The following is an 18224-nucleotide window of genomic DNA, read 5'->3' on the forward strand; positions in this document are numbered from 1 at the left end:
TGCCGTAAAAATCGCTTCGCGCAAAATGACCGCGCCGCACAACCTGCGACCGGTCTGCTCCACCCCCCAGATCACGAGCTTATTTCTGGTTGTAGAAGCCGGTTTCCGCGATGCGTCTGCGTTCTTCCGCTGATACGTCGACATCGGCCGGTGAGAGCAGGAACACTTTTGTCGCCACCTTGTCGAACGATCCGCGCAGCGCGAAGGCCAGGCCCGCGGCGAAGTCGACCAACCGCTTGGCGTCGGCGTTGCTCAGATCCACCAGGTCCATGATCACCGGATTGCCCTCGCGAAAGCGTTCGCCGATGATCCGAGCCTCGCTGTAATCGCGCGGGCGCAGCGTCGTGATCTTGGACAAGGGGCCTCCGTCCTCGAAGATCCCGGGCCGCCGCACCGGGGCGGGCTCGGGACGCACGCGCTCCTCCAGCCTGCGCTCCTCGGCGTCGGGATCGACGGCGAGCGCGCCACGGGTCGTACCGCGCAGCGGAGGCGGGCTCCCGCCCGCGCGGAACCGGCCCGACGGCGCGGAGTCGATCCGGGTCGGACGCCGGGGCGCGTCGTAGCGGTCGTCGCCGTAGGGCTCGTCGGCGTAGTCGTCGCGCCGCGACACCGAGTAACCCGCCTTGTAGGGCGACTTGTACGCGGGCTCGGGATAGTCGACGTCGTCGAAACGGCTTGCGCCGTACCGATCGTCGGCGTAGCGATCGACGTAGCCGTCGCGGTCGGAGTAGTCACGGGGCCGGGGCCGGCGAGCGCCGCGCTCGTCCACCCCTCGGGGAGCGCGATCGTCGACGTAGTCGTCTTCGTAATCCTCGAGCGGAACCATGCCGAAGTACGCCTTGAACTTGTGCAGCGTGCTCATTGGTCGACCTTCCTTCGGCCCCGGTGGCGGCCGGGTGTTGAAGTCTTGCTCAGCCCTCGTCAGATCCCAGCATATGTGTCGAATGTGACTGATGAGGTTTCTTTGCTAGCCCGAGGTTATCGGTCGCATACCCATCAAGGCGGTACCGACACGCACAACCGTCGAACCATGTTCGATCGCGCATTCCAGATCACCCGACATTCCCGCGGAAAGCTCTGTCGCGTCCGGATGATCGGCGACCAACAACGTGTGCAACATCGCAAGTCGCGCAAATGCGGCATCGGACTCCGAACCCAAGGGTGGAATGGCCATCAGACCCGACAAACGTAATCCCGGAGCGTCCGCAATCCGTTGCGCGAGCACGGGAAGATCAGCGGCCGTGACACCCCCTCGCGCGGGGTCGTCGTCCAGGCTCACCTGGAGCAACACCCGCAGCGGTTCGGTGCGTTCGCCCGCCTCCAGCGCAGCCACCGCGCCGGCGTCCAGAGCGGTTGCCAGACGTTCGCTGTCGACCGAGTGAACCGTGTGCGCCCAGCGGGCGACACTGCGCGCTTTGTTCCGCTGCAACCGCCCGATCATGTGCCAGCGGATGCCGGAGAGGTCTTCCTCACGTAACGCCGCCACCTTGGCGGCCGCCTCCTGCTCCCGCGACTCGCCGAACTCGCGCCGGCCGAGCCGATGCAGGATCGCCACGTCCGAAGCCGGGAAGAATTTCGTCACCGGCAGCAGCCGCACCGAATCCGGCGACCGACCCGCGGCGCGACACGCCGCGTCGATGCGAGCGAGCAGACCGGCAAGGTTGTCCGACAGCTCGGCGGTCCTGGCGGCGAGTGCGCCGTCCACCGCGGCCCCGGCTTCGGCGCTCATGCGCGCGCCTCCCCGGCGCACGGCGCGTCGACCAGACGGGCGATTCGCGCGGTCACGCGGCGGCCTCCATCCAGATCACCCCGCCGATCCGGCCGGTCGGCGCGCCACGGCGATGGCTGAACAAGGTGCGGTCCTCGATGGTGCACCGCGGGTCCACCGCGATCGCGCCGACGCCTGCCTCGGTGAGCTGCCGGGAGATTCCCGCGCGCAGATCCAGGCCCGGCGTGCCGCGGACCGTGGTGGTCGCACTGCCGGGCAGATGCGCTTCGACGTCGGCGCGCATGGCGGCGGGAACCTCGTACTGACGGCCGGAGGCGGCGGGCCCGAGCAGCGCGCCGACCCGATCCAGGCGCGCGCCGACCGAGACCATCGCGTCGAGCACACGCGGCACGATGCCGATGCGAGCGCCGATCCGCCCCGCGTGCACCGCGGCGATCACGCCCGCCTCGTCGTCGGACAGCAGGATGGGCACGCAGTCGGCGGTGAGCACGACCAGCGCGAGACCCGGCACGGTGGTCACGAGCGCGTCGGTGGCCGGGACCGGTTCGGCGCGCGGCCCGTCGACGATCTCCACGTTGCGGCCGTGGATCTGTTCCATCCAGACCAGGCGCTCCGGCGGCAGGCCGATGCCCTCGGCCAGCCGGTCGCGGTTGCGCCGCACGGCCGTCGGATCGTCGCCGACGTGGTCGCCCAGATTGAACGAGTCGTAGGGTGGCGCCGAGAAGCCTCCGGACCTGGTCGTGGTGACCCGTCGGACAGTGATGGTCGGCGCGATAGTCATGGCGACGAGCGTAGTGGCGCTCGGTGAATGGCGTCGAAATGCCCAGGTAGAGAGCGAATATTGCCCCGGGACGGAATCAGTCGCGTAGTATCGGGCGCCTCGGCGCCCGGTCCCGCCCGGCCGGCCCCCGCACCGGCGTCCCCCGAATTCCTGTGCACAGTCGTGCTTCGGGACCGCTTCGGCGTATCCCTCCGACGCGTCCCGGCGCGGGCCGGGATCGCTCTTTCCAGCTCGGTCCCGGCCTGCGCCGGAACCGGATTCCAGCGCCTGATGGGTGCTGCCGGACGCAGTCCGTCTTCAGCACGCGCATGGCCGGAGCGAAGGCGAAGGTACGCAGCACGCGCATGGCCGGAGCGAAGGCGAAGGTACGCAGCACGCGCATGGCCGGAGCGAAGGCGGAGGTACGCAGCACGCGCATGGCCGGAGCGAAGGCGGAGGTACGCAGCACGCGCATGGCCGGAGCGAAGGCGGAGGTACGCCTAGCCCCTCCGCATGAACGACGGCACGTCCACGTCGTCGTCATCGTCGTCGGCATCCGGCGGCGTGATGTGCGGTCGCGTGCCGCTCGTCACCGACGGCTCGCCCAGGGTGCGCGGCCGTTCGGTGTCCCGGTAACTCGGCAACGTGCCGCGGGCAGCCGTACCCGTGACGGACGTGCTCGGCGTGCTGTCGCTGCTTCGCGCGGTCAACTCGCTGGTTCGGCTCTGCCCGATCTCACCGGACCGCGCCGTGCCTATGGTGCTGCGACCCGACGTCTCGAAGGTGCGCCGGGCCGGGCCGCCGCCGTCGAAGCCCGCCGCGATCACGGTGACCCGCACCTCGTCGCCGAGCGAGTCGTCGATCACGGTGCCGAAGATGATGTTGGCCTCGATGTGCGCGGCCTCCTGCACCAGCGAAGCCGCCTCGTTGATCTCGAACAGCCCGAGATCGGACCCGCCCGCGATCGACAGCAGCACGCCGTGCGCGCCGTCCATGGAGGCTTCCAGCAGCGGCGAATTGATCGCCGCCTCGGCCGCTTTCACCGAGCGGCCCTCGCCGCGCGACGAGCCGATACCCATCAGCGCGCTGCCCGCGCCGGACATCACGCTCTTGACATCGGCGAAGTCGACGTTGATCAGACCCGGGGTGGTGATCAGGTCGGTGATGCCCTGCACACCGTTGAGCAGCACCTCGTCGGCGGAGCGGAACGCGTCCATCAGGCTCACCGCCGCGTCGCCGAGCTGCAGCAGCCGGTCGTTCGGGATGACGATCAGCGTGTCGCACGACTCGCGCAGCAGATTGATGCCGACCTCGGCCTGATTCCCGCGCCGCTTGCCCTCGAAGGAGAACGGGCGGGTGACCACGCCGATGGTGAGCGCGCCGAGCTTGCGCGCGATCTGCGCGACGACCGGGGCGCCACCGGTGCCGGTGCCGCCGCCCTCACCCGCCGTCACGAAGACCATGTCGGCGCCCTTGAGCACCTCTTCGATCTCGTCCTTGTGGTCCTCGGCGGCTTTACGGCCGACCTCGGGGTCCGCGCCTGCTCCGAGACCTCGGGTCAGCTCGCGGCCGACGTCGAGCTTGACGTCGGCATCGCTCATCAGCAGCGCTTGGGCGTCGGTGTTGACCGCGATGAACTCGACACCTTTGAGTCCCTGCTCGATCATCCGGTTGACGGCATTCACACCGCCGCCGCCGATACCGACGACCTTGATCACCGCAAGGTAGTTGTGCGGGGGCGTCATGGGCTCTCGCCTTCCTTCGATCTAAAGCCTGTCGTTTCCGGATGCTCGGCACACCGCTTTTTCGGCCCGGTCCGGGGGTCGGGTCGCTACGAGGAGCGAACCGCGGCTCGGGCAAACCCTAAAGCTCAACCATAGGGTTAGCGTTATGTCAAGTATCCGACTGGTGCGGAACGCTATTCGCAGCCGACGCGATACGCGCGCAGGCGCGCCGAAACGAGAGCCAGAATCTTGCGTGATCCCGCTCGTCTCGCCGCTCCACACGTCGTATGGTGAACGGTTGCCCCCCGGCTCCCTTCTCGGCGCCGGAACAACTCCCGGACCGCCGAAAATTACCTGGGCGCAATGGGTGTGGATCACTTTACCGTGACCAGATTGGGACTCGACACATCGAACACCGTTCCGGGGCGCGTCAACAACGGCAACACGACCGCCGCCTTTCGTTCGGCGTCGTCGCTCCCGCCCCAGAGTACCGTGCGGCCGCCCTTCAGATTCAGCGAAATATCCGAAATGGACCGTGCCACAACCTCGCTCACCTGAACCGCCAGCGCAGGCGGCACGATGGCGATCACCGAGACCGCAGCCCTGGTCACCGGATCGGCGCCGCCGGGATGATCGGTGATCAACTTCGGCACGCCGATCGGAGCCGGCTCGACCGCGAATTCCACGCCGTCCGCGTCCAGCAGATGCGCGCCTTCCCTGCTGTCGTAGAACAACACCGCGGCGCGCTCGACGACCGTCACCCGAACCGTGGACGGAAACACCCGCTGCACCCGTGCCGTGCGTACCTTCGGAATGCTCGCCACCCGGCGTGCCACGGCATTGGTGTCGATCCGCAAGATCGAGCGGCCGGAAGGAATTTCGAGCACATCCCGCACTTGTTGTTCGGGCACCGCCACCGCGCCCTCGATTCGCACGCTGCGCACCGAGAGCACCGGGGTGAACCAGGCGAGAACACAGAGCACTGCAAGGACGCACACGCTCAGCAATCCCCACAGGCGAATTCGGCGCCAGTCGAGCTCGCCGAACCGATCACCCGCGCGGCGCCCGGCCGCGCGCGCCGACCCGACCCCGCGCACGCCGGGTCACCGTCCGTGCTGGGGACGCGCCCGTAATCCGTCGAGAATCTGACCGCCCAGCATCGTCACGTCACCCGCGCCCATGGTGATCACCACGTCGCCCGGCAACGCCAGCCCCGCGACCTGGCGCCCGACCCGGGACATGTCCGGCTGGTAGTGCACCGGCTTGGTCACCGATTGCGCCACCAGCGCTCCGTTCACGCCCGGCAGCGGCTTCTCCCGCGCGCCGTAGACATCGAGCACGACGACCTCGTCGGCCAGACTGAGCGCGGCGCCGAAGTCCTGGGCGAAGGTCGCGGTCCGGCTGTAGAGATGTGGCTGGAAGACCACGATGACCCGGCCCTGCCTGGACCGGGCTCCGTCGCGCGCCTCCTGCTGGACCAGTTCGGCGGCGGCGCCGAGCACGGCGCGCACCTCGGTGGGGTGGTGGGCATAGTCGTCGAACACCCGCACCCCGTTCTCCCGACCGGCGAACTGGAACCGGCGGTGCACACCGCCGAACCCTTCCAGGCCCTGGATGATCTCGCCGACATCGGCGCCGGTGGCCCGGGCGGCGAGCAGGGCGCCGAGCGCGTTGAGCGCCATGTGCCTGCCCGGCACCGACAGGCGCAGCGTGCGCGGCGCGGCCTCGTCGGTGAGCTGGAATTGCGCGATGCCGCCGACGTCCCGCGGCTCCCAACTGTGCAGCCGGGCGCCCACCGGGACCGGCGCGTCGGCGAGTTCGCCGGAGCCGTAGCCGAGGACTTGGACGTTTCGCTCGGCCAAGCGCGCACCGACTCGCTCGGCCAGTGCCAGCGAGCCCGGATCGTCCAGGCACACCACCAGCAGGCCGCCCGCGGCGAGGCGGTCGGCGAAGTCGTCGAAGACCTGCACGTAGGCCTCGTCGGAGCCGAAGAAATCCAGGTGATCGGACTCGATGTTGGTGACCACGGCGACGTCCGGGTCGTATTGCAGCAGCGAGCCGTCGCTCTCGTCGGCTTCGGCCACGAAGATGTCACCGGTGCCGTGGTGGGCGTTGGTGCCCGCCTCGTTCAGCTCGCCGCCCACCGCGAACGACGGATCGAACCCGCAGTGCTGCAACGACACGATGAGCATGGAGGTGGTGGACGTCTTGCCGTGCGTACCGGACACGAGCAAGGTGCGATGCCCCCGCATCAGCGAGGCCAGCACCGTGGGGCGCAGCAGCACCGGGATATCGCGCCGGTTGGCCTCGACCAGCTCCGGGTTGGTCTTCGGAATGGCGGCGTAAGTGGTGACCACCGCGGTCGGGCCGCCGGGTAGCAGGTCCAAGGCGGTGGCGTCGTGCCCGATCCGCACCTGAGCGCCGCGAGCGCGCAGCGCCAGCACGCCCCGGCTCTCCTTGGCGTCCGACCCCGACACCGCGCCGCCGCGTGCGAGCAGGATCCGCGCGATGCCGGACATCCCGGCCCCGCCGATGCCGACCATGTGCACACGCTCCAGCTCCGGGGGCAGCGCGGTCCGTTCGACGCCCGCGTCCTGGACCACCCGATCTGCGGTCGTGTCGCTCATCGGCGCGCCACCTCCAGCGCGATCCGCGCCACCTCGTCGGCGGCGTCGCGGTGCCCGGCGCCTGCGGCGGCCCGGCCCATCTCGGTCAGCCGTGCGGAGTCCATGAGCAGCGGAATCACCTCATCGATCACGTACTTCGGCGTCAACTCGGAGTCGGGGACAATTCTGCCACCGCCCTGGCGCACCACGGGCCGAGCGTTGAGTTCCTGTTCCCCGTTACCGTGCGGCAGCGGCACGTAGAACGCGGGCAGCCCCACCGCCGAGACCTCCGCGACGGTCATCGCGCCCGATCGGCAGACCACCGCGTCGGCGGCGGCATAGGCGAGGTCCATCCGGGACAGGTACGGCACGGCGACGTAGCGAGCGCCGTCCGCGGCGGATCCGTCCACGTCGATGGTGTTCTTGGGCCCGTGCGCGTGCAGCACCGAGATGCCCGCGGCGGCCAGCTGGGGCGCGGCGCCCGAGACCGCGTCGTTGAGCGTCCGCGCGCCTTGGGAACCGCCGAAGACCAGCAGCACCGGGCCTTCGGACGGAAGGCCGAAGTGCTCCCGCGCCTCGGCCCGCAGTGCGGCGCGGTCCAGTCCGGTGATCGATTCGCGCACCGGAATGCCCACCACCCGCGCGTCCGCCAGGCCGGAGTCCGGGACCGCCGCGAGCACCCGAGCGGCGCGGCGGGCGCCGACCTTGTTCGCGATACCGGCCTTGGCGTTGGCCTCGTGCACCACCACCGGCACCGGGCGTCTGCGGCGCAGCACACCCGCGCCGGCGGCGAGATACGCCGGAAGCGCAACGTACCCGCCGAAACCGATGATCACGTCGGCCTCGACCGCATCGATGACCGCCCTGGTGGCCGCCACCGAGGCGCGCACCCGACCGGGTAACCGCAGCAGATCGGCGGTGGGCTTGCGGGGCAGCGGAACCGGAGGGATGAGCTCGAGCGGATAGCCGCGCTCGGGAACCAGGCGGGTCTCCAGACCGCGTTCGGTGCCCAGCGCCGTCACCCGGATGGAATCGTCGAGCCGCCGCAACGCGTCGGCCACCGCCAGTGCCGGTTCGATGTGGCCCGCCGTGCCGCCGCCCGCGACGATTACCGAGATCACCTGGATCTTCCCCGTTCTCTTGCGTGATTGACCGGATAACTGGGTTCCCAAGCCCTGGTGGCACGCGCCGAGCTGGTGCCGCGACTCTCCGGCGAGCGGCGGCGCGCCGGTTCCGCACGCCCCCGCCTGCCCTGCGGCAGCGCCGAGGATCCGCGATCGGACGGCCGCGGCGCCCGGCCACGTCGGGCGCTCGCCCGAGCCGGCGCGTACACCTCGGGTTTGGGCAACCGCAACAGCCTACTGAAACGACCGTCCTGTCCGGCGTGCAGCGCCGCGACGGCTTCCGGCTCGTGCCTGGCCGCGTTGGCGATCAGCCCGAACATCAGCAAGGTGATCGCGAGCGATGAGCCGCCGGCGGACACCAGTGGCAGCTGCAGCCCGGTGACCGGCAGCAGACCGACGACATACCCGATGTTGATCATGGCCTGTCCGGCGATCCACGTGGTCGCGGAGGCGGTCAGCAGCCGCAGGAACGGATCCGCCGACCGGCTGGCGATGCGCAGTCCCGTGTAGACGAACAAGGCGAACAGGCCCAGCACCAGTGCGCAACCGAGAAAGCCCAGCTCCTCCCCGATGATCGCGAAGATGAAGTCGTTGTGGGCGTTCGGCAAGTAGCTCCACTTGGCCCGGCTCTGTCCCAGGCCCCTGCCCCAGATCCCTCCGTCGGCAAGGGAATACAGGGCCTGTCGAGCTTGATAGTTGTCGCCCTGCGGATCGGAGCCCGGATTGAAGAAGGACCGGACCCGATTCGACCGGTAACCGGCGGACATGGCGAGCACGCCCGCGGCGACGACGCCGGAAACCGCGATCGTCACGAACAGCCGGATCGGAAGTCCGCCGAACCACAGCAAGGCGCCGAGGATGATGCCCACCGCGACCGTGGTGCTGAGATTCGGCTGGACCACGATCAACAGACAGACCAGCACACCCGCCGGGACGAGCGGCACCAGGATGTCGCGCAGACTCGAACCCATCGCTCGCCGGGAAACCAGCAAGTGCGCGCCCCAGACGATCAAGGTCACCTTCACGACCTCGGACGGCTGCACCGAGACGGGACCGAGGATCAGCCAGCGGCGCGCGCCCTGCACGCTGGTGCCGATGCCCGGAATGAGCACGAGCACCAGCGCCAGCACCGAGATCGCGAACAGCGGGAACGACGCCTGGCGTAACAGGCGCAGCGGAACGCGCAGGGCCAGATAGAACAGCACCGCGCCGATCGCCGCGAACAACGTCTGCTGGATGAACAGGGAGTACGCCGACCCGCCCTCGGCGTACTCGACGACGCCGGACGCGGACAGGACCATGACCAGTCCGAGGGCCGTCAGCAGCGTGGCGATGGTGACGACGAGATGGAAGGACGCGAGCGGCCGTGCCAGCCACGAACCGGGACCCGTCCCTACGCCGCGGCCACGCCGGGATGGCGTCCCGGCTTCTCGTGCGCCCGAGGTCCGGGCCGCCTTACCGGTCCACCGCCTGCCGTTGCCCGAAGTCACGAGGCACCCGCGGCCCGCGCCGGTAGCACCACTGTCACAGCGAACCAGCGGAGGCGGAGGATGCTTGCGCGTCCGGGAAAGCGACTCGACCGACCGGGGCGGGTGTCGATACCCCGCCCGCCCCGGTCGGCAGTCATCGCAAACCCCCGATATCGGTGGTTCCGAGGTCACCGTCTTCCAGGGCGTGCACCGCCTGGGCGAAACTGCGACCCCGGTGGGTGTAATCGGCGAACATGTCCAGCGACGCGGCGGCCGGAGCCAGCAGCACGGTGTCGCCGCGGCGGGCGAACCCGGCGGCCGCTCGCACGGCCCGCGCCATGACAGCGTCGGCCGCGGCGGCCCTCGACGCTTCATCACCCATCCCTGCATCGTCTCCCGCGATCAGCTCGACGACGGGGACCTCGGGCGCGTGTCGCGCCAACGCGGCCGCGAGCACCGGTGCGTCGGCGCCGATCAGCACCGCCGCGACCAGGCGGTCGGCGACCTCCTCGACGAGGTCGTCGACGTGCGCGCCCTTCAGCTGGCCACCGGCCACCCAGATCACCTGCGGATGCGCCAGGATCGATGAGCGCGCGGCGTGCGGATTGGTGGCCTTGGAGTCGTCGACGAACTCGACGCCGGACAGCTCGCGGACGAACGCCGCGCGGTGCGGGCCGACCTTGTGCTCGATCAAGCCTTCCCGGACGAACTGCGGCGCGACGTCGATCGCCCTGGTCAACGCGGAGGCGGCGAGTGCGTCGGCGACGCCGGCGGGGCCGGGCGGGCTGATGTCGCCGACCTCGGCCAGGATCGCGGCCTTGGTGAACGCGCGGTCGAGCAGCTTGCCGTCCACCACGCCGAGCTCGCCGTCGGCGGGCACGCCCACCCGGAACCCGACGGTCCGGCGCGCCTTGGACTTGCGGGCCAGCGAGGCCGCGACCGGATCGTCCAGGCCGACCACGCCGACCCGGCCGACCAGCGCCCTGGCCTTGGCCGCGGCGTAGGCGTCCAGGCCGCCGTGCCAATCCAGGTGATCCTCGGCCACGTTCAGCACGACACCCGCCTCCGGACGCACCGACGGCGCCCAGTGCAGCTGGAACGACGACAGCTCCACCGCGAGCACCTGCGGACCGGGGTTGCGCCGCAACGCATCCAGGATGGGCAGGCCGATGTTGCCGCACGCGACGCTGGCGATGCCCGCCGCGCGCAGGATCGCGTGGGTCATCTGGGTCGTGGTGGTCTTGCCGTTGGTGCCGGTGACGACCAGCCATTTGCGCACCGGACCGTAGATCCTGGCCTGATCGACCCACCAGGAGAACTCCACGTCGCCCCACACCGGCGTACCCTCCGCGACCGCGGACGCCAGCACCGGCGAGTCCGGCCGCCAGCCCGGGCTGGTGATCACCAGCGCGAACCGGCTCCAGTCCGCGTTCTCCAGTTCCGCGGTGGTGGCGACGTCCAGCCCGAGCCCGGCCGCCTCGGCCAGGGCCGCTGCGCCGCCGTCGGTCACCACCGGACGCGCGCCGATGTCGCGCAGCGGTTCCACCAGCGAGCGTCCCGACACGCCCCAGCCCGCGACCAGAACGTCGCGTCCGCGTAGGAATTCCAGCATGGGCCCTGGGGTGCGCAGAGCCCGCGGCGAATGTTCGACCATCTCGTTCACCCGACCGCGGAGAGGTATTCGCTGTAGAACAGCCCGAGCCCGACGGCGGAGGCCATCGCGGCCAGCAGCCAGAATCTGATGATCACCGTGGTCTCGGCCCATTTGCTGAGCTCGAAGTGATGGTGGAACGGCGCCATCTTGAACAGCCGGTTGCGCGTGGTGCGGAAGACGGCGACCTGCAGCACCACCGACGCCGTCTCGGCGACGAACAGCGCGCCGATGACGATCATCAGCAGCTCGGTGCGGGTGGTGATGGACAGGCCTGCCAGCAGGCCGCCCAGCGCGAGCGAACCGGTGTCGCCCATGAAGATCTTGGCCGGTGCGGCGTTCCACCACAGGAACCCGACGCACGCCGCCGCGCCCGCAGCGCAGACCAGCGCGAGATCCAGCGGATCGCGCACGTTGTAGCAGCCGGTCTCGGGCTTGGTCTCGCAGGCGTGGTAGTACTGCCAGAACGTGATGATCACGTATCCGCCCAGCACCAGGCTCATCGATCCGGCGGCCAGCCCGTCGAGTCCGTCGGTGAGGTTCACCGCGTTGGACCAGGCGACCACCACGAAGCAGACGAACACCAGGAACACGACCACGCCCATGGTCACCGTGCTGATGTCGCGCACGTAGGACAGGTGCCTGCTGGCGGGCGTCAGCCCGCTGCCGCCGCGGAACTGCAAGGCGAGGATGCCGAAGATCACGGCCGAGGACAGCTGGCCGAGATACTTGCCCGCCGCGGTCAGGCCCAGGTTGCGCTGCTTGCGGATCTTGATGAAATCGTCGACGAAACCCACCGCGCCCAGCGCCGTGGCCAGCCCGAGCACGAGCAACGCCGACGCCGACGGCCCGTCGGCGTCGTAACCGATGCCGATCAGGTGGGACCCCAGGTAACCGGCCCACATGCCGACCAGGATGGCGACGCCGCCCATCGTCGGCGTACCGCGCTTGGCCTGATGGCTGGCGGGACCGTCGACCCGGATCTCCTGCCCGAAGCCCTGCTTGGCGAACAACCGGATCAGCAGCGGGGTGAGCAGGATCGAGACCGTCAGCGCGATCGCCGCGGCGAAGAGAATCTGTCTCATCCTGCTGCCTCCGTGTCCTGTCCCACCCCGTTGTCCGCCGCGCCGCCGCGTGCGGCCACGGCGGCCGGGTCGGTCAGATGCTCGGCGACCTCCCACAGGCCGACCGACTTCGATGCCTTGACCAGCACCACGTCGCCGGGGGCCACTTCCTGCTCGAGCAGCGCGATCGCGGCCGCGATGTCGGGCACGAGGACCGATTCCTCGCCCCAGGACCCTTCCATCACCGCGCCCTGGTGCAGCGCGCGGGCGGGCCTGCCGGTGCCGACGGCGACCACCCGGCTGACGTCCAACCGCACCGCGAGCCGCCCGATGGCGTCGTGCTCCAGGACGGATTCCTCGCCGAGTTCGCCCATCTCGCCGAGCACCGCCCAGCTGCGCCGCGGCGTCTCGGCCGCGCGCGCCATGCTCACCAGCGCTTTGAGCGCGGCGCGGACCGAGTCCGGATTGGCGTTGTAGGAGTCGTTGACGACGGTGATCCCATCCGCGGTGGTCCGTACGTCCATCCGGCGGGCGGACGCGGCGCGCGCGTCGGACAGCGCGGCGACGGCGGTGTCCAGATCGGCGCCGCATTCCAGCGCGACCGCGATCGCCGACAGCGCGTTGCCCACGTGGTGCTCGCCGTGCACGGCCAGGCGCACCTGGGCGCTGCCCGCGGACGTGTGCACGGTGAACGCGGCCCTGGCCTGGTCATCGAGCCGGATGTCGGTGGCCCGCACGTCGGCGGTCGCGGCCTGCCCGACGGTCACCACCCGCGCCGATGTGCGCGAGGCCATCGCGGCGACCTGGGGATCGTCGGCGTTGAGCACGGCGAGACCGGTGGGCGGCAGCGCCTCGACCAGCTCGCCCTTGGTCTTGGCGATGGCCTCGCGGCTGCCGAACTCGCCGAGATGCGCGGTGCCGACGTTGAGCACCACGCCGATGCTCGGCGGCGCCACCTCGGCCAGCGCCGCGATGTGCCCGGGCCCGCGCGCGGACAGCTCCAGCACCAGGAAGCGGGTGCCCGCGTCGGCGCGCAACGCCGTCCACGGGTGGCCGAGTTCGTTGTTGAACGACCCAGGCGGGGCCACCACCGTGCCCAGCGGCGCCAGGACGGCGGCCAGCAGGTCCTTGGTGGAGGTCTTGCCGGACGAGCCGGTGACGCCGACGACGGTGAGCCCGCCGTCGGCGGCGAGACGCGACACGCTGGCGTGGGCGAGCGCGGCGAGCGCGGTCAGCACGGCGGCGCCGGATCCGTCCGCATCGTGGCTGAGCGCGACCGAACTCGACGGCACGTGGCCGCCGCCTGGCGTGACCACGATGGCGGGCACGCCCACCGGCCGCGCCGCAAGCACCGCCACCGCGCCCGCGGCGACGGCCGCGCCCGCGTAGTCGTGGCCGTCGGAGCGCTCACCCGGCAGCGCCAGGAACAGATCGCCGGAACCGATTCGGCGCGAGTCGAATTCGACCGCGCCGGTCACTCGCACCTCCGGGTCTGCGACGTCGTGCAGCGTGCCGCCGACGACCTCCGCGATCTCCCGCAGTGTCATCTCGATCATGAAACCGTCAAGTCCTCCGCGTGGTTACCTTGCGGACTGCGTCTTTCCAATGCGGCCGCGAGTACGTCGCGGTCGTCGAACGGGTGCTTCACGCCCTGGATCTCCTGCCCTGCCTCATGTCCCTTGCCCGCGATCAGCACCACGTCACCGGGGCGCGCCCACGCCACCGCCGCGGCGATGGCCTCCGCTCGGTCTCCGATCTCCCGCACCTCGCCGCGTTCGGCTTCCGGGACCTCCAGTGCACCGGAGCCGAGGGCGGCGCGGATGGCCGCCGGATCCTCGGTGCGCGGGTTGTCGTCGGTGATGATCAGCAGATCGGCGCCCCGCGCGCCTACGGCGCCCATCAGCGGCCGCTTCGCCGCGTCCCGGTCGCCACCCGCGCCGACCACCACCGCGAGCCGTCCCGCGGTGTCGGCCGCGAGATGACCACGCAGCGTGGCGATCACGGACTCCAACGCCGCGGGCTTGTGCGCGTAGTCGACGATCGCCAAGAAGTCCTGTCCGCGCTCCACCCGCTGCATGCGGCCGGGCACGTCCACGGTCGCCAGCGCCGGAGCCGCGATCGACGGCTCGACGCCCGCCGCGGCGCACACCGCCACCGCGAGCAGGCCGTTGGCGACGTTGTAGCGGCCGGGAAGCCGAAGGCGTACGGGAGTTTCGCCCTGCGGACCGGCCGCGGTGAAGTCTTGTTCGCCGCCGTGCGCCGACACCGCGCCGGTGACGCTCCAGGCGGCGGTCCTGGTGGTCGAGACGGTGACCGGGTTCGGCAGGCCGGCGGCCAGCCGCCGCCCCCACTCGTCGTCCACGCAGACGACGGCGGCGCGGGCCGCGACCGGCGAATCGGGTTCGAACAGCTTGCGTTTGGCGGCGAAGTAGTCCTCGAAGTCGGCGTGGAAGTCGAGGTGGTCCTGGGACAGATTGGTGAACGCGCCCACCGCGAACCGCACTCCGTCCACCCGGCCCAGCGTCAGCGCGTGGCTGGATACCTCCATCACCACCGCGTCCACGCCCTGCTCGACCATCAGCGCGAACATCGCGTGCAGCTGCGGCGCCTCCGGAGTGGTCAGCGCGCTCGGCACCCGCCTGCCGCCGATCCTGGTCTCGATCGTGCCGATCAGCGCGGTGGACAGCCCCGCGGCGGCCAGGCCCGCCTCCACCAGGTAGGAGGTCGTGGTCTTGCCCGAGGTTCCGGTGATCCCGACGATGCGCAGCCGCTCGGACGGATTGCCGTAGATCGTGGCCGACAGCTCGCCGAGCACCGCCCTCGGATTCTCCCGCACCAGCACCGGCACCTCGAGCGGACCGGCCAGTTCCGCACCCGCCGCGTCGGTCAGTACCGCGACCGCGCCGCGGGAGACGGCGTCGCGCGCGAAACGCGCCCCGTGCGCGCGGGCCCCGGGCAGTGCGGCGAACAGGTCACCGGGTAGCACGGCATCCGAGCGCTGCTCGATGCCGGTGACCGCCACGTCCGATTCGGCGCTCGTCGTGGCCCCGATGACGGCGGCCAGCGACGCCAGCGGCGTTGACGGCGAATGCTCTGGCCGCAATGCGCGCGGTTGACCGGACTGCACAGAAACCAGGCTCCTTTCGGGGGCGGCGATCGACGTGTCAGGTTACCGGCGACCGGTCACGGCGGGACCATGCGCCCCGTCGCAACGCCGGGGAGGTCGCCCACCGCACCCTACGGGTTCGCCCGCCCGGCCCGGACCGCGCCACGCGGCACTCGGACGCCGCCGGGCGAGGACGCGGCGCGCACGGCGGGCCGTCGTCGGCCTTTGCCCCTCGAACACCGCACTCACCTGCTGCTTCCTCCACACCGATCCGATGTCTTCGCTACCGACCGCACATCCCCGGAGCGGATCGATCACCCTGCCTGCAAGACGAATTGCCTGGACGGCTGGACGGACGGCGGGATGCGGTCGCGCTGCAGGGCCCACGAGGCGATGTTGTGGAACAGCGGAGCCACCGAACCGCCCCCGGAGCCGTCCGAACTGCGCACGGGCGCGTCGAGCATGAGGCCGATCACGTACCGAGGATTCTCCGCGGGAACCATGCCCGCGAACGTGATCCAGAACGACGACGTGGAGTAGCACCGGCAATTGCGATCGACCTTCTGCGCGGTACCGGTCTTGCCCGCCACCTGGTAGCCCGTGATGGCCGCGGGCCATCCGGTGCCGTTCTGGTTGGCGTTCATGGGGTCACGCTGCACCACCGCCTGGAACATCGTCCGCAAGGTGGCGGCGGTCTGCTTGCTCACCACCCGCACGCCGTCCGGCTGGGTCTCCTCGGTGCGGGCGCCGTCCGGCGCGATCCTCGCCCGCAGGATCCGCGGCGGAATGCGGACACCGTCGTTGGCGATCGCCTGATACATCCCGGCCATCTGCAGCGTCGTCATCGAAAGACCTTGGCCGATAGGAAGGTTGGCGAAGGTGCCGCCGGACCACTGATCCCGGTCCGGCATCAGTCCCGCGCTCTCGCCCGGCAGGCCGATGCCCGTGCGCTGCCCGAGCCCGAACCGGTGCGCCATGTCGGCGAAGCGATCCTCGCCCACGCGCTGCGCGAGCATCAGCGTGCCCACATTGGAAGAGCGGCCGAAGATTCCGGTGGTCGTGTAGGGCTCGACGCCGTGCGACCACGCGTCGTGCACCGTGACACCCGCCATCTGGATCGCGCCGGGCACCTGGTGCACCTCGTCGGGATCGGTCAGGCCGTAGTCGATGGCCGCGGCCGCCGTGACGATCTTGTTCACCGAGCCGGGCTCGAACACGTCCGTGACCGACGGGTTGCTCAGCTGGGCATTGGCCCACTTCTGCGGTCCCAGGTCGGGATTGAAGGTGTTGTCGTTGGCCATCGCCAGGACCTGCCCTGTCTTGGCGTCCAGGACGACGGCCGAAGCGGAACCCGCACCGGAGACGTCTTTGGCCTGCTGTACCTGCTGCTGCACGTAGTACTGCAGATCGGAGTCCAAGGTGAGCTCCACGGCGGACCCGTTGACCGCGGGCTGCTCGTCGCGCCAACTGCCGGGAATGACCGCGCCGTCCGAGCCGCGATCGTAGGTGTGCGATCCGTCGGTACCGGCCAGCACCGAGTCGAGCGACGACTCCAGCCCGATCTGCCCGTGACCGTCCCAACCGACAGCGCCGACGACATTCGCCGCCAGCGACCCGCCGGGGTAGACCCGTGGGCTCTGCTGGTCGGAGCCCACCTGCGGATATTTATCGGTGATCTCGTCCGCGATGCGCGGATCGACATTTTGGGCGAGGAACACGAACTGCTCGTCGCTGTTCAGCTTGGCCAGCAGGTCCGCTTCCGCGGGCGCGTCTTTGCCGAGCTTCTCGTGGATGGTGCGCGCGATGTCGCGCAGCCGCTGATCCGGATCGGGCGCCTTGTCGTTCTTGGCCTTGGCGTCCGCCAGTTCCTTCCGGACCGCGACCGGCCGGAAATGCAGCGCCTTGGCCGACACGGTGAAGGCCAGCGCTTTGCCGTAGCGGTCGGTGATCGGCCCGCGGATGGCCGGGTCGGGCTGATGGGTGGTGCGCTGGCTGGCCGCTTGGGCCGACAGTCCCGGCGCGGCGACGCTCTGCACCCACAGCAGTTGCAGCGCGACGACCGCGAGCGCGACGAACATGACCACTCGTCCGACGCCGAGGCGCAACCGGAGCGGGCCGTCCGAGACAGCTGAGCGCGGTGGCCGCGGCCCGCCCGTGGTGCGGGGCGCCGAGGGCCCGCGCCTGCGCGGCGCGGGCCTGGGATGCGTCACTGCGGGGCTCCGCCGGGCACCGCCTCCGGGGCCTGCGCGGCTTCCTGCTGCGGCGACGCTTCCGCGGGCGGCTGGGGCGAAGTGACCTGCGGTGTGACCGAAGCCGCGGGCACTCCGGGCTGCGGCGGGTTGATCGCCGAAGTCGGGGCCGGGCTCGCGGCCGTGGGCGCCGAGTTCACTTGCGCGTTGTTCTGCGATCCCGTGTTCGGCTGACCCGGCGCCGGAGCACCGGGCGTGGTGGTGACCGGCACCACCCGCTCCCCTCTCGGCGACCGCGCGGAAGGCGAGGCGTTCAGCGGCGGCACGGGAGTGCCCTCGGCCGGGGCGGGCTTGCCGATCACCGTGACCGAGCCGTCGGGACCGACCAGCAGGCGAGCCGGGTCCTTGGCCGGGATCATGCCCAGTTCACGCGCCCGCAGGGCCAGTTCGGGGGCCGAATCGGCGACCTCGACCTCGCGCTGCAGGGCCGCGCGCTCGTCGGCCAGCCGCCGGTTCGTCGCCCGCGCGTCGCCGAGCTGATAGCTGTCCTCGGCGGCACGGGTGGTCAGCAGCAAGGTCAGCGCGAGGCCGCAACCGAGCAGGGCGATGATCGCCGTGACGAACGGGATGCGCGCCGCCATCGCCGAGCGCCGCACGGTGGGCAGGAACGCGCTGTCCGAACCACTTTCGCGCATTCGCCGCCGGGCATAGGCGCGTTGCGCCGCGCCCGACTTCACCCGCTCGGCGTCCTGGACCCGCCGGGCGACCCGGCCCGGCGCTTCGACGGTCCTCGTCCGCACGC

14 protein-coding genes are annotated in these 18224 nt (G+C 70.7%); all 14 read right to left on the bottom strand.

What is annotated here, in order from left to right:
• Positions 1-79 precede the first annotated feature (79 nt).
• The gene (locus tag AB0L97_RS32440) at positions 80-862 is read right to left on the bottom strand and encodes a cell division protein SepF (protein ID WP_355079655.1); all 783 of its coding nucleotides are present in this window, start codon (positions 860-862) and stop codon (positions 80-82) included.
• Positions 863-967: 105 nt separating this feature from the next.
• Complete coding sequence (locus tag AB0L97_RS32445) at positions 968-1729, bottom strand: YggS family pyridoxal phosphate-dependent enzyme (RefSeq protein WP_364437132.1); 762 nt, start codon at positions 1727-1729, stop codon at positions 968-970.
• A 52-nt stretch (positions 1730-1781) separates the two neighbouring features.
• Positions 1782-2510, bottom strand: a complete 729-nt coding sequence (pgeF, locus tag AB0L97_RS32450) for a peptidoglycan editing factor PgeF (RefSeq protein ID WP_356965199.1) — start codon at positions 2508-2510, stop codon at positions 1782-1784.
• Between the two features lie 479 nt (positions 2511-2989).
• Complete coding sequence (gene ftsZ / locus AB0L97_RS32455; RefSeq protein WP_364437137.1) at positions 2990-4234, bottom strand: cell division protein FtsZ; 1245 nt, start codon at positions 4232-4234, stop codon at positions 2990-2992.
• A 353-nt stretch (positions 4235-4587) separates the two neighbouring features.
• On the bottom strand, positions 4588-5229 hold the full coding sequence (locus tag AB0L97_RS32460; protein ID WP_364437218.1) for an FtsQ-type POTRA domain-containing protein: 642 nt from the start codon (positions 5227-5229) through the stop codon (positions 4588-4590).
• Positions 5230-5316: 87 nt separating this feature from the next.
• Complete coding sequence (murC, locus tag AB0L97_RS32465) at positions 5317-6840, bottom strand: UDP-N-acetylmuramate--L-alanine ligase (RefSeq protein WP_355079647.1); 1524 nt, start codon at positions 6838-6840, stop codon at positions 5317-5319.
• The gene (gene murG, locus AB0L97_RS32470; RefSeq protein ID WP_355079645.1) at positions 6837-7940 is read right to left on the bottom strand and encodes an undecaprenyldiphospho-muramoylpentapeptide beta-N-acetylglucosaminyltransferase; all 1104 of its coding nucleotides are present in this window, start codon (positions 7938-7940) and stop codon (positions 6837-6839) included. Before murG ends, murC begins: the two co-directional genes overlap by 4 nt.
• The gene (gene ftsW, locus AB0L97_RS32475; RefSeq protein WP_355079699.1) at positions 7937-9316 is read right to left on the bottom strand and encodes a putative lipid II flippase FtsW; all 1380 of its coding nucleotides are present in this window, start codon (positions 9314-9316) and stop codon (positions 7937-7939) included. Before ftsW ends, murG begins: the two co-directional genes overlap by 4 nt.
• 250 nt (positions 9317-9566) lie before the next feature.
• Positions 9567-11024 (bottom strand): UDP-N-acetylmuramoyl-L-alanine--D-glutamate ligase, encoded by a 1458-nt coding sequence (murD, locus tag AB0L97_RS32480; RefSeq protein ID WP_355079697.1) that lies wholly within the window; start codon positions 11022-11024, stop codon positions 9567-9569.
• 47 nt (positions 11025-11071) lie between these two features.
• Positions 11072-12148, bottom strand: a complete 1077-nt coding sequence (mraY, locus tag AB0L97_RS32485; RefSeq protein WP_039797126.1) for a phospho-N-acetylmuramoyl-pentapeptide-transferase — start codon at positions 12146-12148, stop codon at positions 11072-11074.
• Positions 12145-13683: a UDP-N-acetylmuramoyl-tripeptide--D-alanyl-D-alanine ligase gene (gene murF / locus AB0L97_RS32490; RefSeq protein ID WP_364437143.1), complete on the bottom strand. Its 1539-nt coding sequence runs from the start codon at positions 13681-13683 to the stop codon at positions 12145-12147. The genes mraY and murF overlap by 4 nt, the downstream gene beginning before the upstream one ends.
• Positions 13680-15200 (bottom strand): UDP-N-acetylmuramoyl-L-alanyl-D-glutamate--2,6-diaminopimelate ligase, encoded by a 1521-nt coding sequence (locus AB0L97_RS32495; protein WP_364437224.1) that lies wholly within the window; start codon positions 15198-15200, stop codon positions 13680-13682. Before AB0L97_RS32495 ends, murF begins: the two co-directional genes overlap by 4 nt.
• Positions 15201-15547: 347 nt before the next feature.
• Positions 15548-17311 (bottom strand): penicillin-binding protein 2, encoded by a 1764-nt coding sequence (locus AB0L97_RS32500; RefSeq protein ID WP_364437227.1) that lies wholly within the window; start codon positions 17309-17311, stop codon positions 15548-15550.
• A 128-nt stretch (positions 17312-17439) separates the two neighbouring features.
• Positions 17440-18063 carry a hypothetical protein gene (locus AB0L97_RS32505; RefSeq protein ID WP_364437230.1) on the bottom strand — a complete coding sequence of 208 codons (624 nt, stop codon included), beginning with the start codon at positions 18061-18063 and terminating at the stop codon, positions 17440-17442.
• Positions 18064-18224 lie beyond the last annotated feature (161 nt).

Source organism: Nocardia sp. NPDC051911, assembly GCF_040681035.1.
GTDB lineage: Bacteria > Actinomycetota > Actinomycetes > Mycobacteriales > Mycobacteriaceae > Nocardia > Nocardia sichangensis.